10 protein-coding genes and 2 pseudogenes are annotated in these 14,415 nt (G+C 48.4%); 10 read left to right on the plus strand and 2 right to left on the minus strand.

What is annotated here, in order from left to right:
* A pseudogene (locus DW085_RS19385) lies at nucleotides 1-195 on the plus strand (transposase); the annotation flags it as partial.
* Nucleotides 196-985: 790 nt separating this feature from the next.
* On the opposite strand, the gene DW085_RS07095 reads toward DW085_RS19385, so the two are convergent.
* Nucleotides 986-2,182: an ATP-binding protein gene (locus DW085_RS07095; protein WP_118472415.1), complete on the minus strand. Its 1,197-nt coding sequence runs from the start codon at nucleotides 2,180-2,182 to the stop codon at nucleotides 986-988.
* A gap of 408 nt (nucleotides 2,183-2,590) precedes the next feature.
* On the opposite strand from DW085_RS07095, the gene DW085_RS07100 reads away from it, so the two are divergent.
* Together DW085_RS07100 and DW085_RS07105 are read left to right on the plus strand one after the other, a co-directional pair.
* The gene (locus tag DW085_RS07100) at nucleotides 2,591-3,361 is read left to right on the plus strand and encodes an aminotransferase class I/II-fold pyridoxal phosphate-dependent enzyme (RefSeq protein ID WP_118492022.1); all 771 of its coding nucleotides are present in this window, start codon (nucleotides 2,591-2,593) and stop codon (nucleotides 3,359-3,361) included.
* A complete protein-coding gene (locus DW085_RS07105; RefSeq protein WP_147353934.1) occupies nucleotides 3,310-4,092 on the plus strand; it encodes a PLP-dependent aminotransferase family protein in 783 nt (260 codons plus the stop codon). The genes DW085_RS07100 and DW085_RS07105 overlap by 52 nt, the downstream gene beginning before the upstream one ends.
* Nucleotides 4,093-4,189: 97 nt before the next feature.
* Here DW085_RS07105 and DW085_RS07110 read toward each other — a convergent pair.
* Nucleotides 4,190-5,604 (minus strand): annotated as a pseudogene (locus DW085_RS07110) (spore germination protein).
* Between the two features lie 53 nt (nucleotides 5,605-5,657).
* Here DW085_RS07110 and DW085_RS19095 point away from each other — a divergent pair.
* The 7 genes from DW085_RS19095 to DW085_RS07140 all read left to right on the plus strand — a co-directional run bounded on the left by DW085_RS19095 (nucleotide 5,658) and on the right by DW085_RS07140 (nucleotide 14,398).
* On the plus strand, nucleotides 5,658-5,813 hold the full coding sequence (locus DW085_RS19095) for a hypothetical protein (protein ID WP_182427987.1): 156 nt from the start codon (nucleotides 5,658-5,660) through the stop codon (nucleotides 5,811-5,813).
* 245 nt (nucleotides 5,814-6,058) lie between these two features.
* Nucleotides 6,059-8,962 carry a hemoblobin-interacting domain-containing protein gene (locus tag DW085_RS07115; protein ID WP_118492025.1) on the plus strand — a complete coding sequence of 968 codons (2,904 nt, stop codon included), beginning with the start codon at nucleotides 6,059-6,061 and terminating at the stop codon, nucleotides 8,960-8,962.
* Nucleotides 8,963-9,006: 44 nt separating this feature from the next.
* Nucleotides 9,007-10,500, plus strand: a complete 1,494-nt coding sequence (locus DW085_RS07120) for a hemoblobin-interacting domain-containing protein (RefSeq protein WP_118492026.1) — start codon at nucleotides 9,007-9,009, stop codon at nucleotides 10,498-10,500.
* 3 nt (nucleotides 10,501-10,503) lie between these two features.
* Nucleotides 10,504-11,640 carry an FAD:protein FMN transferase gene (locus DW085_RS07125; protein WP_243033956.1) on the plus strand — a complete coding sequence of 379 codons (1,137 nt, stop codon included), beginning with the start codon at nucleotides 10,504-10,506 and terminating at the stop codon, nucleotides 11,638-11,640.
* Between the two features lie 39 nt (nucleotides 11,641-11,679).
* A complete protein-coding gene (locus tag DW085_RS07130; RefSeq protein ID WP_118492029.1) occupies nucleotides 11,680-12,366 on the plus strand; it encodes a hypothetical protein in 687 nt (228 codons plus the stop codon).
* Nucleotides 12,367-12,547: 181 nt separating this feature from the next.
* The gene (locus tag DW085_RS07135; protein WP_022360190.1) at nucleotides 12,548-13,117 is read left to right on the plus strand and encodes a biotin transporter BioY; all 570 of its coding nucleotides are present in this window, start codon (nucleotides 12,548-12,550) and stop codon (nucleotides 13,115-13,117) included.
* A gap of 135 nt (nucleotides 13,118-13,252) precedes the next feature.
* Nucleotides 13,253-14,398, plus strand: a complete 1,146-nt coding sequence (locus DW085_RS07140) for an acetyl-CoA C-acyltransferase (RefSeq protein ID WP_107001661.1) — start codon at nucleotides 13,253-13,255, stop codon at nucleotides 14,396-14,398.
* Nucleotides 14,399-14,415 lie beyond the last annotated feature (17 nt).

The raw sequence follows: 14,415 nt of genomic DNA on the forward strand, positions 1-14,415 counted from the left end.
CAGTATAACTGCGACCTGTCAGCATCCTATAATATCGGAGCGAGATATTTTATACGGGAACTTTTAAAACCCTTGCCGGAAACGGAAAGGTCTTCACTGGAGGCAAAAGTACCTGCAGTGAAGCGTAGAACCTCCTGTGTTTATGCAGATTTAAGAAAGCTTTATGTGGAAGTAAACAACTTAAAAGCGGCATAAACGCAGGCAGATATACAGCGGACTACCTGTAATGTGGAAACCAGCCGTATCCGGCATGGGAAAAGTGCGTATCCGCACAAATTCTAAGTTACTGGCGTATCCGCCGATATTTAGTCTTGCCGTTTAAAACGGCTGAGAAGCACGTGACTTTAGCCATGTGAGGTTCACTGTGGGATGGTTTAGATTTACGGCATATTTGGTGTCGGCGGTCAAGCGTCGCAGAAAAGATTATTTGCTCCAGCTTTATAAACGCAGCAGTATCGTACTGAAATAGTTGATCTCGCCCCGCTCGTTGTTCAGCACTTTCCGGGCTTTTTGAAATAGAATAGAACCCACCACCTTTACTGAAATTGACAACAGCCGCTCCAAACCGGAGCGGCTGCTATGCAAAGTTTTGACTGTACCAAGTATAACAGATATGGATTTACGGCGAAAGGGCAGGACTGTGCCAATGTAGAGACAATTTTGTGCCACCCATGTTTCTTTGAAACATTATAGCAGTGATTCCACCAGCTGATGGATGTCGGTAAATGGATTGACAGCAATTCCAAACGGTTTGCTGCTGTCATTTTGAAGATGGTATTCCACGGCTTTCCGGATCAGGCTGAGATAATCTGTTTCACCTCCGCTGGTGCGGCTTCCTACCACACGAATATCAATGTTTGTCTGACGGTTGCGGTAGTGTTAAAAATACTTAGGCTCAGTTTGAGAACCCTCCGTTACAATCAGAATGACAGGCTTTATTTTTCTGCGTCGCTGTCCACGCTTTTCAATTTTTCCACGTGCCATTTTACAGCCCTCCCTTGATAAAGGGGATCGCACCATAACGGCCAATCAGATAGCCCTTCTCCACCTTAGCATCCTTGCGGATGGAAAAATCGTAAAGGGAGAACAGATCGGTAGCCGCTGTTTGCTCGTCTTTTTCGGTAAACCAAATCTGATCTCTCCTCAGTACATCCAGGTCAAGAAGATTGGTGTTGTGTGATGTGAAAATCAACTGGGCTCCATTTGGATTGAACTCCACACTGTTAAAAAGCGAGACCAGATGCTTTGTCAGAAGAGGATGCAGATGAGCGTCCATCTCGTCAGCGACAAGAAGGGTTCCTTCATCCAGCACCTTTTTTACAACACCGATCAGTTTGAAATAACTGTTGGTGCCATCAGATTCCTCTGCCATGTTCAGCGGGTAGGAAGAAGTATTTCCCTCTGTATCCTGTACCGTGTGAATGGCCTCAATATTGGTAAAGATATCATTACGCTGAGAAGGAGCGGATTCTGCATCACGCATCTGAAGGGATTGTATGCCAAAATCTGCAACACGCAGCATAGAGGCGATCACATGCCGGTAGTCACCCTCTTTGAGTTGTTCTGCTTCAAGGCCGTAGGCGTCTGCAACAGAATGTTTCGTGATGATCTGGCAGGAAGCAAACCATTCCAGAACTGGAATCACTTTGGAATAGCTCCAGTTTGATGCGACAGACAGATAGAGCTTGTTGGCCGAAGTGCGATCCTTGAGAGTGTTTTGTTCATCGACATCAACGGTAAAGCGAAAATCTTTTGTGTCTTTTCGCTCAAAAATGAGTGCCTGCCTGCCATTGGGATAGTAATACAGATATTCTTCGATAACAGCTTTGTCTGTTACAGAAAATCCATACGCATAGCGGATGCCATTTGTGGTGAAGATGACCTCAAAGCTGCTGGGGCGAGAGGGTGTTTCCCGGTCAAACTTGAAAGGCGAACGATCAATGGTTTTGTGGAGCTGCTGGTTATGCGAAGTCAGCACATAATTTACCATGAACCAAAACGCATTCAAGACATTGGACTTTCCAGAAGCATTGGCGCCGTAAATCACAGCAGACTTCAAATGCTTTTTGTTTCCGTCCACAATCAGGTGCTCTGGATGTTCGTTATCCTTACTGGCAAGCAGGGATAACACGACATTATCTTTGATAGAGAGAAAGTTCTCTACACTAAATTGAATCAGCATAAAACAACCTCATAAATCCTTGTTATAATATATTATATCCGCATTTTTGTGAAAAATCAACGCAAATGAAAAATAAAAATCTGTATAGAGGATTTAATAGAACAGCCGTGTGGAGAGGATATGCGGGGATCTCATCTTTCTTAGGAAGAAGCGGCTCTTTGATTTCTTCCTCGGAATTTCCGTTACTGGGCACGTATGCGTAAACAGTAACAGTACTCAATTTTGGGGATTGCCTATAAGCAGGAGAAAACGGTATAATTGAGGAAGGCAGTTGGGTATAAGGGGTACAAGTGGTGGAGATGAAAAATATTGTGAAGACGGAAAGAGGGGCGGTTGTCTGGGATATGGGATGATGCGGGTGATCGATGCGGTGCATCGCCGTTTACATAAATAGATAGAGGAAATACGATGGAACTGAATTTAAGCGAACCGGGACAGAGCCGGTATCTGAGAGTATATGAATATTACAAAGAATTGATCGTGTCCGGGCAGATGAAGCCGGGAGCGAAGCTGCCGTCGATCCGCAAATGTTCCCTGCAGCTGCAGCTTTCGCGGACGACGGTGGAGACGGCGTATATGTTGCTGGCGGCGGATGGCTATATCATTTCGCGTCCGCAGAGTGGGTTTTATGTAACGGATGCGGTGCTGGCGGCTGCAAACCGGGAGGAAATAGAGCACGGTGTGCCGCGTCAGGAGGAACGCCCGGAAATCCGGTATGATTTTGCGTCTTCGAATGTGGATCGGGAGAGCTTCCAGTTTGATTTATGGCGGCGCTATGTCAAGAGCGCCTTGCGCCAGGATGAACGGCTGCTTTCTTACGGCGAACCGCAGGGAGAGCGGGAATTCCGGGAGGCACTCTGCGCGTATCTGGGGCGCCACCGCAATGTGATCTGTACGCCGGACAGTATCGTAGTAGGGGCGGGTGTGCAGAGTCTCTTGCATATTTTGTGCCCGATGCTGCGGGAGCGGGACAGCGCATGGTTTTTTAATCCGTCGTTCCGGCAGGGACGCCAGATTTTTGAGGATTATGGGTTTCGGACCGGGGATATAAGAGAGTATTGGGAAAATAATGATAGGAGGATTGAGTCCTCAAAAAAGGATTTGTGCGGAATAGAAAAGCCAGATGTATGTGCAAGAGAGATGAAACAGGGTTATCCGAACAGATGTCAGAGGCGATGAGACATACAGGGAAAAGTGTTTGCTATCTGACCCCATCGCAGATGACAGTCTGGGGCGAGGTCATGCCGGTGGGCGACCGGATGAAGCTTTTAAAGGATGCGGCGCGCGAGGATATGCTGATTATTGAGGACGATTACAACAGTGAGTTCCGCTATTATAACCGCCCGACACCGTCCCTGCAGGGGCTTTCCGGCGGGCGGGGCGTCGTGTATCTGGGGACATTTTCAAGGCTGCTTCTGCCATCGATCCGCATGAGCTACATGGTCCTGCCGCCGGATCTGCTGAAACGGTATCAGGAGCGGGGGCGTTTTTATAACCAGACGGCGTCCAAGACAGAGCAGATTGCCCTATGCCAGTTTATCCGGGACGGACATCTGGAAAGCCAGATCCGAAAGTCCAAGAAATTGTACGCGGCAAAGGCAAAGTGTCTGTGTGATGCGGTGCGGCGCATTTTTGGAGAAAAAGCGCGAACGCATCTGGGCGATGCCGGTTTTCTGGTTCTCATGGAGCTTGACAGCCCGCTTACATCGGCGGAAATTGCCGGGCGTGCGGCACAGGCAGGCGTCGCCGTCCGCCCGGTGGAGTCGGTCGGGAGTCTTTTGGAAAAACAGGAGCATCATTTTCAAGAGGGATATCCGAAGCTCCTGTTGTCGTGTGCCTCGATGGGGGCAGAGCGGTATGAGGAGGCGCTGGAGGTGCTGAAAGAGGTAGTGTATAAGAAAGAAAAATAGAAGATAGATATAGAAGTTAAAATGTCCGCATAAACCACAGCCAGTACCCGGAACCATCCGGGCAGTTGTGGGTATGCGGACATTTTATGCGACATTCTTATCCGTTTTTCTCCTCATGCGGCAGCCGGTTCCGGAGCAGCCGTTTTTTTAATTCACTCCAGTGAAATGGAATTAGCGGGTAAATATAACTTTTTCCGGCGATTGTCCGGTTAAAGACAAGGCAGCCGACGGCAATGAGTGTTCCGGCGATGAAGCCCCAGAGATTGAGGAAAAAGGTCAGAATCAGGAGCAGGACGCGCATGAATTTGAGTGCGTAGCCGAGTTCGAAGCTCGTCATCGAGTAGTTGGCGATCGTGACGAACGCCATATAGAGCATCGTCTCGCTGTTGAACCAGCCGGATTTGACCGAGTATTCTCCAAGCACGATACCGGCGATGACACTGAGCGGTGTCGTCAGCATGCTGGGGGTGTTGACTGCCGCGAGCCGCAGACCATCGATGGCAAATTCCAGGATCAGGAGCTGATAGATCAGCGCCACATGGATCTCGTCGGTGACACGGATAAAAGCGAGCCATTCCGGGATCCAGCCGGGATTCTGCATAAAAAGCAGCCACAGCGGTGTCAGAAATAAGGTCAGGAAAAAGATGACCGTCCGCGACAGGCGCAGATAGGTGCCGGTCAGCGGTGGAAAATAGTAGTCGTCGGCTTCCTCGATGATATCGAAAACAGAGGATGGCAGAATCATTGCGGATGGCGAATTGTCCACCAGAATGATGATATTTCCTTCCAGAATCGAGGCAGCGGAGGTATCCGGACGCTCTGAAAAACGAAATTTTGGGAACGGATTGAACCATTTGTGCGGATAAATACATTCGGCAAGGCTTTCCTGGTTCATCGAGAGGGCATCGACATGCACTTTTTGAATCCGGGTGCGGATGCGGTTTAAAAGTTCGGTGTCCACCCGGTTTTCCATGTAGCAGATGGCGATATCGGTGTGCGAGCTTTCCCCAATATTCATGATTTCCATCCGCAGCTTCGGATCGCGGATGCGCCGCCGGATCAGAGCTGTATTGAACACAAGCGTTTCGACAAAACCATCGCGCGAGCCGCGCAATACCTTATCCTTTTCAGGTTCGCTGACTCCGCGGGCGGGATAGGTGCGGCAGTCTATTGTGAGTGCCTGTGCATACCCGTCGATCAGAAGAAAAGGAACACCGGAGAGAAGCTGGATAATCAGCGCGTCCGAATCCGTTTCCAGCCCGATTTCGCCGTAGGCGAGGTAGAGGGCGGCAAAATCGTTTGCATTGTCAGGCATCTGGCGGTTTCAATGCTGCTCATCGCCTGCAGTACTTTTAAAAGCGTATCGTCCTTGGTAAAACCATCAATACAGTAGAGGCAGGCATCGCGCCCGCCGATCATCAGGTTCCGATCTACGACATCAAAACTGATGTCCGGTCGGAGCTTTTTTTGAAAAAAAGTCCGGTTATTTTCAATGGATGAAGAAATCTGCATCGTGTAAATCTCCTATCAGAGAAGCCAATATCAGTGACCGCGAAGGGACTGGAATGGAACAAAATGTTTACAGATGGAGTATGTGCGAAAAGGATAAAAATATACGAAATGAAGCAAACAGAAAAAAAATCTCAAAATATGTTTTTTTAAAATTCATGGCAAGCGAGGCAATATCAGGGAAAAAGGCGGAAAAAATCGCTGCAAAATGAGACTTAACATGTGCTGAATGGAAAAAGAAATTTGCATGTTAGTTTTAGCAACTAAAAAACCAATGCTTTATTGAGAATAAAATTCAATTAAAAAATAGATAAAAATTCTCATTTTTAAATAGATTTAAATAATTGACAGATTTTATTAGATTAGTTTATACTAACCTCCTCGGTCACCTGAGTTAGGGATGCCTAATCTGGTGCGGAGAGTAAGATATTACAAAAGATTATATGGAGGAATATGTATGAAAGGTAAGGGAAGATCCCGGCAGGCAATTCTGGCGGCGGTGACCGTGTTAGCGGCGGCGCAGGCAGGTACTGCTTATGCTTCAACCGGACCGGCATCGGAGTCCGGAGTACAGACCGGTGCCTGGATTCAGGAAGGACAGGACTGGAAATATCAGGGAACGGACGGAACGCTTAAGACTGGATGGGTCAAGACCGAGAGCGGCTGGTATTATCTGGATCCGCAGACCGGACGGATGATGACTGGATGGATCACAGTCGATGGACAGCGGTACTATATGAACACAACTGCCGATGGCGTGGAAGGACAGATGCGCCGCGGCTGGTGGAAGGACAATGCAGGAAAATGGTATTTCTTCAGCACTGCATCCGATGGAACGGAAGGTATGACCGTGACAGGATGGCAGTGGATTGATGGAAAATGCTATTATTTTGATAACTTGAGTGCAGAAAACTTTGGTCAGATGCACACCGAAGGCCGGACGCCGGACGGTTACAGCGTCAATGCGGATGGACAGTGGGTCAATGAAAATGGAGAGGTCCAGACCCGTGCGGATAGAGGTTACGCGAGCAGCCCGGCAGCAGACGGCAACGGAAGCAGCGTATCAGGAGGCGGTTCGGGGAATTCCGGCAGTTCCGGCGGCAGCCATTCGGGGGGCTCTGGAAGCAACAGTAATTCTGGAAATAACAGTAATTCCGGAAATAACAGTAATTCTGGAAATAACGGTAATTCCGGGAATGACGGAAATCAGAATGGCGGAAATGCCGGAGATAACGGAAACACTGAAAATCCAGACAAGCCGCAGATGGTTTCGCTGGTAGATGAGACGAAGACAAAGCTTACCGAAGTAAATTCCCTGGGCTGGTGGCTTCCGATCGCATTTGATGAGGGATACAATGCAGGCAATACGGTCGTTAAGGTCGATGGAAAAGATGTAACCAATCTTTTAACTCCGATCACAGATGACGGACGTATGGCAAAACTGGCGCTTCTTGGCACACCGGGCAAAGTAACCGTCAGCAGCAAAGAAGATGCGGCAAAGGAAGAGACGGTGGTTCTGAGCAATGAGAGCCAGGAAGATGCTGTATATGAGGAAAACGACGGCTATCTGCCTGAGAAGATTCTGACGCATGAGTCAGTTGCTTACTGGGACTATTATCTGACCAATTACGATGAAAACGGAAATGCCCGCATTTCTCCGAAAAAGACTACGTATAACTTGAATGAGGAAAAACAGACTCATCCGAGCTATTCGCCGGATGCGGTTCTTCCAAAAAATGGAAAAGCAGCCGTTACCATTCTGTTTAACTATAATACAGACGAAGAAAAAAAGTGGTTTGACGGCATCCGCAAGCTGGAACTGGTTGAATATAATGAGCAGAAGAACACAATCAATCCGGGTCTCGCATTTGACAGTGAAAAGAATGTAGCGCACGGACAGGGATGCGTTGGACAGCTGACCATCCAGACAGGACAGAGCAATTTCTTCAATAATGGACGTTATTATGTGCGGGTTGTATCGTCGGCGGGCGGTTCCGCGCTCGTTCCGATTCATGTCGTCAATGAGACAGTACCGACGCTGGAGCTTAAGGAAACACCACAGTCCGGAAAGAACCTCCATTTTGCAGTCAGCGATCTGGTATACGGAATTGAGACACCGATCGAGCGTGTGACACTGGAAGATCCGAGCGGAACAGTAAGCGACCTTAAGATGATCGATGACTGGTATCTCTACAGTCAGGATTTATTTGTTCTGCACAATGATAATACAGACCATCTGCCATACAAGGGCGATTACAAGATCACTGTATATGCAAATGGTTTCCAGTCATTCTCCAAGAGCTTCAAGGTGAAAACGGGCGCAGAGCCGGTAAAAGAGAAGGAACAGACCAATGGTCAGAAAATGGCGTCATACGGATTCGACGGTATCAGCACCGCATCGACCGGTTCCGGCGGAAGCGGAAGCTCCAGCGGCAGCAGCTCAGGAAGCTCTGCAATCTCTGCAAACCTGATTTTTGATTCAGATCTGCTTGTAAATGCACATCTCCTTGAACAGACCAAGATGGAAAATGATGCGTCCAAGGCAGTGATGGAGTGGTGGCACAATGCGATTCCGGATGCAGTCTTTGATACTGGAGATGATGATTTCTTCAGATGGACAGACTACATAAATAAGAGCGAGAATCAGAAATACGAAGAGAACAGAATGCTCCCATTTGCAGATTACCGTGAAAATGGAGCACTGGATCCGAACCATCCGGCAACGGCAAAAGAGGTTCTTGAAGATGGTCTGCTCGGCGATATCCAGTACAATGGAAACTTCTCCCGTCAGGATGCACCGGCGATTACAGTTGTACAGAACAAAGAGGGCGAGCCGGTAGTCCTGCGGACAGAGGATACAGAGTATATCGAAGCGGTTCAGAGTATCGTTGTCAACGGAAACTGGCAGGCACTCAGCAAGACCAAATATTCCATCGATAAAGAAGCGAGCACCATTACCATTAATGCGGATGTATTCAAGGCTGGTGAGGAGTACAAGCTGACTGTTGATGCAACGGGATATAAGAGCCAGAGTATTGTATTTACATACGATAAGGTGCTGGAGAGTGATCTGGCGCTGAAGGTTGATTATGCGGATGCTAAAAATGCATTTTCAGCAAAGAAGACAGTAGATGGAAAGAAAACATACTACTTTGCAGATGCTGAATTTACCGTTGAGGGCAGCGAGGGAGATTTCCTGAAGAACCTGAAATCTGTTACTCTGCTTTCCGATGAGGAGGATGCTGTTGAGAGAAATATCTACAAGAAAGGCGTGTCCAGCAGCAACGAGGTTTACTATGAAGTATCCGGGGATGGCAAGAAGCTGATTCTCCATCAGGTTCAGCCGGGAAGCTATAGCTGACTCTTCGTTCGAATTATTACACGGAGGCGCTGAGATGTGAATTTGTGGTTGAGAAGGAAGAGGAAGAAATTAAGGAAGAGATGGCAGCTCCAGAAGTAGTGGAGTTCAGCAAACATAAAGCCAGTTGGTCATTTGATCCAGATTTTGGACGTGCTTCTTTTAAGGCTTCAAAGGGAACGAGTGTAAAAGATTACCTGGCTAAGATTACGTCCGTGAAGGTTGGAAATAAAGAGTATACGAAAGCTTACAGCCTTAGTTCGTATAACCCTACATGGAAGATGACAGATGCAGATGATCCATATAACAATGTACAGGATTTTGATTGCATCGATTTCACTTTAGACGGTTTCAGCACCGAAGAAAGCACCGATGTAACGATCCAGGCAGAAGGATACGAAGAGCTTACCTTTACAGTTACAAAGGATATGAAGTTAGCGGGTGACGAAGAGAAACTGCTTCCAGCACCGGAACTGACAGGCAGCACTACGGTTGATGAGGGAAAACCGCTGGTTCTGACTGGTGATGAAGAGTATCTGAAAGCAATTAAGTCTGTAAAAGTAACTGGCAATGATGCGGAGAAAGATGTTGCGCTTGGATTTGAAGTAAATGGTACAACATTGACAATTCGGACAAGCGCACTGGATAGTGGTCTGAATGAGGTTGTGATCGAAGCAAAAGGTTACAAGAATCAGTCGATCACGGTTACAGTTGAGAGCCAGAAAGCGGATACAGAAATTGAGGTTTCCAGTGTTGTAAAAGAGAGTAATTGGACGGGAAAATATTTACTGATTCGTTTCAATGGAGTTGAGGAGGAAAAGTTAAAAACCTTCTTAAAGGAGATTAATTCGGTTGAGGTGAATGGAACAGCGTATAGCAAGGCATCCGTTTCCTCCTTCCTTGGAAGTGGTGAGTTTGCACCGCATGCAACGGATACATCTCATAGCAATGAGAATTATGATTGTTTAAAGGTTTCAGCGTCCGGACTGAGTGAAGAAGAGGATAATGAAATTCTTATCTACACTACGAATAACGGAACGATTGAGTGCAAACTTGATAAAAACTGGAAATTAATCAAGGAATCCAGAACGCTTCTTGCCGATGAAGTCCTCCCAAGCGAGATCGTCACCACCCCAACCGAGGGAGTAACCACACCGGAGCAAACACCGGCAGAGCCGAAGACGAATGACGAAAACAAGGCAGATGTACCGGATGGCGATAAGAAGAACGAGACAGACGATGCGAACAAGGCACCGGAAGTAGACGAGGACAAGAAAGAGGATTCGGACGAGAAGAAAGACGAAACTTCAGATAAAGGCGATGCTGACAAGGATGATTCGAAAGATGAATCCGGCGAAACTGGTGACGATTCCAAGAAGAATGAAACGGATGAATCTAAGGACAATGATTCCAAGAAGGATGAGACCGGTGACGTAAAAGATGATACTTCTGATAAGGAAGAATCCGACGGAGGTAAAGGCGATGCTTCTGAGAAAGAAGAGTCTGTTTCTGAAGAAGAGCAGTTGTATTTAAAGGAGTAAAAATTGAAACAGAAGTGGTGGATTTTATTAACCCTGCTGCTGTGTGGCTACGGTGCTTCATCGCAGCCGGATCAAACGGGGACGGTCCAGAATGACCGTCCTCGTTTATCTGCGTCTACGGAAGAGACGGCAGAAAATGTGGCAGCAGTAGAAAAAAAAGAAAATTTAGAGAAAAATCCCTCAAATTCGAACCAGAATCCGGGAGAAGGGCAGAATTGGACAGTGTTTGCGATGGATACTGTGATGCAGTTTGACGCCTACGGCGGAAGTGCAAATTTGCAGGAAAAAGTGAAACGGCGGGTGGAAGAGCTGGAAGGGGAGTTTTCGACAACGCAGGAAAACAGCGATATTTTTCATCTGAACCAGGAGAAAACAGCGGAACTTTCCGATGATACGCGTTATCTGATGCAGGAGGCGCTGGCGCTGGGAGCGGAAACAGATGGTGCGCTCGATATTTCGATTTATCCGGTTGTGCAAAGCTGGGGATTTACAACGGGAAATTACCGGGTCCCCAGTGAGAGCGAGCGGGAAAGCCTGCTTAAATCGGTCGATTATCGTCTGGTCGGTTTAGAAGCAGATACGGCATCGATCGAGCCAGGAATGATGGTGGATCTAGGCGGTGTCGGAAAAGGATTTACCGGAGATGAGGTGGTAAAGACTATGAAGGAGGATGGCGTGACGAGCGCACTGTTCAGTCTTGGAGGCAATATCCAGACGATCGGAACAAAACCGGATGGCGAGAAATGGTATGTCGGTATCAAGGATCCGGAGAGCGACGGCTATCTGGGCGGAGTCAGGGTGCAGGATGAGGCGGTCATTACCTCCGGCGGCTATGAGCGCTATTTCACGGATGATGACGGAACAATTTACTGGCATATCATGGATCCGTCCACTGGGACGCCGGCGCAGAGCGGGCTGATTTCTGTGACAATCATCGGACCGTGCGGACTGCGCTGCGATGGGCTTTCGACCGCCCTGTTTGTCATGGGACGGGAAAAGGCAGCAGCACATTGGGCGGCGCATCAGGACTATGAGGCAGTCCTGGTTGACGAGAGCGGCACGATCTGGCTGACGCCGGGCTTAAAAGACCGATTTATTCCGGTGGATCAGGGGGAGACGCGGGAGATTCGGATATTGTGATTCTGGAACAGAACTAGTATAATGAGCAGAGAAAAGTGCATGCGAGTCAGATTTACAATTTATAACGAAGAGGTCGAAAATACCGTGAATGATAGATTGAAAAAGAAGCTTCTTTGCTTTGAGCGCGCTCTCTCCACATTGGAAGGATACGAGGGATGGATGATAGGTACAACTACACTTCATCTGGACTGGCAGCCCAAACAGGGGGAGAATGAGTTTTGCCATACCAAATTAACTCCAGAAATCATCAAAAAAGGCCGCTCGGCAATCCGGGTCCGCATAGCGGCAGTGGAGGAGGAAAAGGAACGGGAAAATGAGGAGATGGAAGTGCTGCTGGTAAAACCGCGCCAGAGCGTCCTTGTCCCGGAAAAAGAGAAAATGCCGCTCATGAAAGCAATTACGGAACTGGGCAGTGAGGATGATAATACGCTGGCATTTAGCCGCAGCCAGATGGAAGAATATCTCCGGGAGGCGGCAGATACCAATCCGATCCATCAGGGAGAAGCGGCAGTTCTGCCGGGGTTTCTTGTTATGAATGCCTGCCTGCTTCGTCTGTGGAAGAAGGGCTGGATGAAGGGACAGACCGCTCTGGAAGTACGTTTTCTTGCCCCACTTCGTCCTGATGAGGAGGTATATTTGTCGGATTCGGGGCAGGAGGGAAGAAACGCGGTGTATCTGAGAACGAAGCAAGAGGGAAAGGAAATTCTTTCGATTACAGAAAAATAGGGATGCCGATGATAAAGTGGGTGCAGAGGAGCTATGGATGCATATGTAAACCATTTATAAAACAAGGTTGACAATCCGCTGAAATTCCGATATACTCTTTTCTAGCAAAGATTCTCTGTGTGTGATTCATAGGAAAATGCATTACACGGCTTAGAATTTTATCACTGAGGAGGTATATATAATGAGTTCAGAGACAAGTGCAGTGAACGTACACGGCGCATGGAGCGCGAAGCGGCTTACACTTTTGGCGATGATGCTGGCTCTTATCAGTGTGTCTTCGTATATTGCGATTCCGCTTCCGTTTTCGGATGCAAAGATCACAGCGCAGACGATGATTGTCAACCTGATCGGTCTGCTGATTGCACCACAGGATACCATTTTAGTTATGGCGAGCTGGCTGCTGTTAGGCTTATGCGGCGTGCCGGTATTCAGCGGCGGAAGCGCAGGACCGGGAAAACTGCTTGGACCGAGCGGCGGTTACTATATCGGATTTCTGGTTGTAGCGTTCCTGATTTCCCTGTTTTGCCGGAAATGGAAAAATGTTGCATTCCAGACAGCGTTCCTGATTGTAGTTGGTATTCCGGTGATTTACGCATTCGGTGCAGGCTGGATGAAACACGTGACCGGACAGCCGTGGGGTGCAGTTATCGTGCAGTCGATAATTCCGTTTATTCCGCTGGACATCGTTAAGTGTGTGGCAGCGGTAGCACTTGGAAAGGCGCTGAAGCGGACGGGCTTATTTGGAAATTAGATAGAAAATAAAGATGGGATGTGGTAGTGAACAGAATCAGCCTTTTAGTGCAGAAATGCAGCCAGGAGGTATGAGGAGTCCGTTGCCGCATCCCTTTAATTTTAATTAGGAATAGAAGAAAAACAGGAGAAAAGTATGAATCACGTATATATTCTGGGCGGTTTGCGCAGTTACATCGGGGTGAAAGATGGAATGTACCGTCATATCCCGGCGGAAAAGCTGGGGGCGGAGGTGCTGCGGGAGGTGGTTTCGCGATTTGAGCTTCCAACCGATGCGATCGACTATATAATAGGAGGAAATGCGGTCGGGGGAGGCGGCAATATCACGCGTCTGGCGGCACTTTCGGCAGGGTTTCCAGAGCGGATTCCGGCGGTTACTTTGGATCTGCAGTGCGGGTCGGCGCTGGAGGCGATCAGCGCGGCAGCAGCCAAGATTGAGAGCGGGATGGCGGATCTGGTCATTGCCGGGGGAATGGAGAGTTCTTCGGTACAGCCGTACCGCATGATGTCCCCGAACCATCCGGAGTATGACGGTGGAAAGGTGTATACGGTTGCACAGTTTGTGCCGGGAAAGCGCGGCGAGCAGGTTATGTTAGAGGGCGCGGAGGAGACTGCGATCCGGGAAAATGTCTCTAAGGAAGAGATGGACACCTGGGTGCTCCGGAGCCATAAGAGGGCGGCGCAGGCGCGCAAAGAGGGAATATTGGAGGATATAACGGTTTCCATCGACGGCAGCAGCCGGGATGAGGGAATCCGTCCGACAATGAGCCAGCGTCTGATCGACCGCCTGCCGTATCTGCTTCCAAATGGCACGAAAATCACGGCGGCAAATGCGTGCCTGATGCACGATGGCGCGGCATTTGTGGTACTTTGTTCGGAACGGTTTTTGCGGGAACAGGGACGGAAAGCAGAATGCCGTTTCCGGTTTGGTACAGCGATCGGGGATGATCCGATGATGAGCCCAAAATCAGCCGTCAGCGCTGCTAAGGCGATACTTGCAAAAACGGGGCATTCTTATCAGGAGATCGATGCTTTTGAGGTCAATGAAGCGTTTGCCGTTATTGATGTTCTATTTGAACGTGCATTTCCGGGGATTGAAGACCGTTATAATATCTGGGGCGGGGCACTTGCCTATGGGCATCCATATGGAGTCTCCGGCGCAATGATTCTGCTGCATCTGATGAAAGCACTGGAACATAAAAATGGGCATTTGGGAATGTGCTGCGTGGCAGCCGCCGGAGGGATCGGAAGCAGTATTCTGGTGGAGAAAGTAATGAAGTAGATGAAGACAGTGCTTGA

Source organism: Clostridium sp. AF50-3 (genome assembly GCF_003477445.1).
Taxonomy (GTDB): domain Bacteria; phylum Bacillota; class Clostridia; order Lachnospirales; family Lachnospiraceae; genus Otoolea; species Otoolea fessa.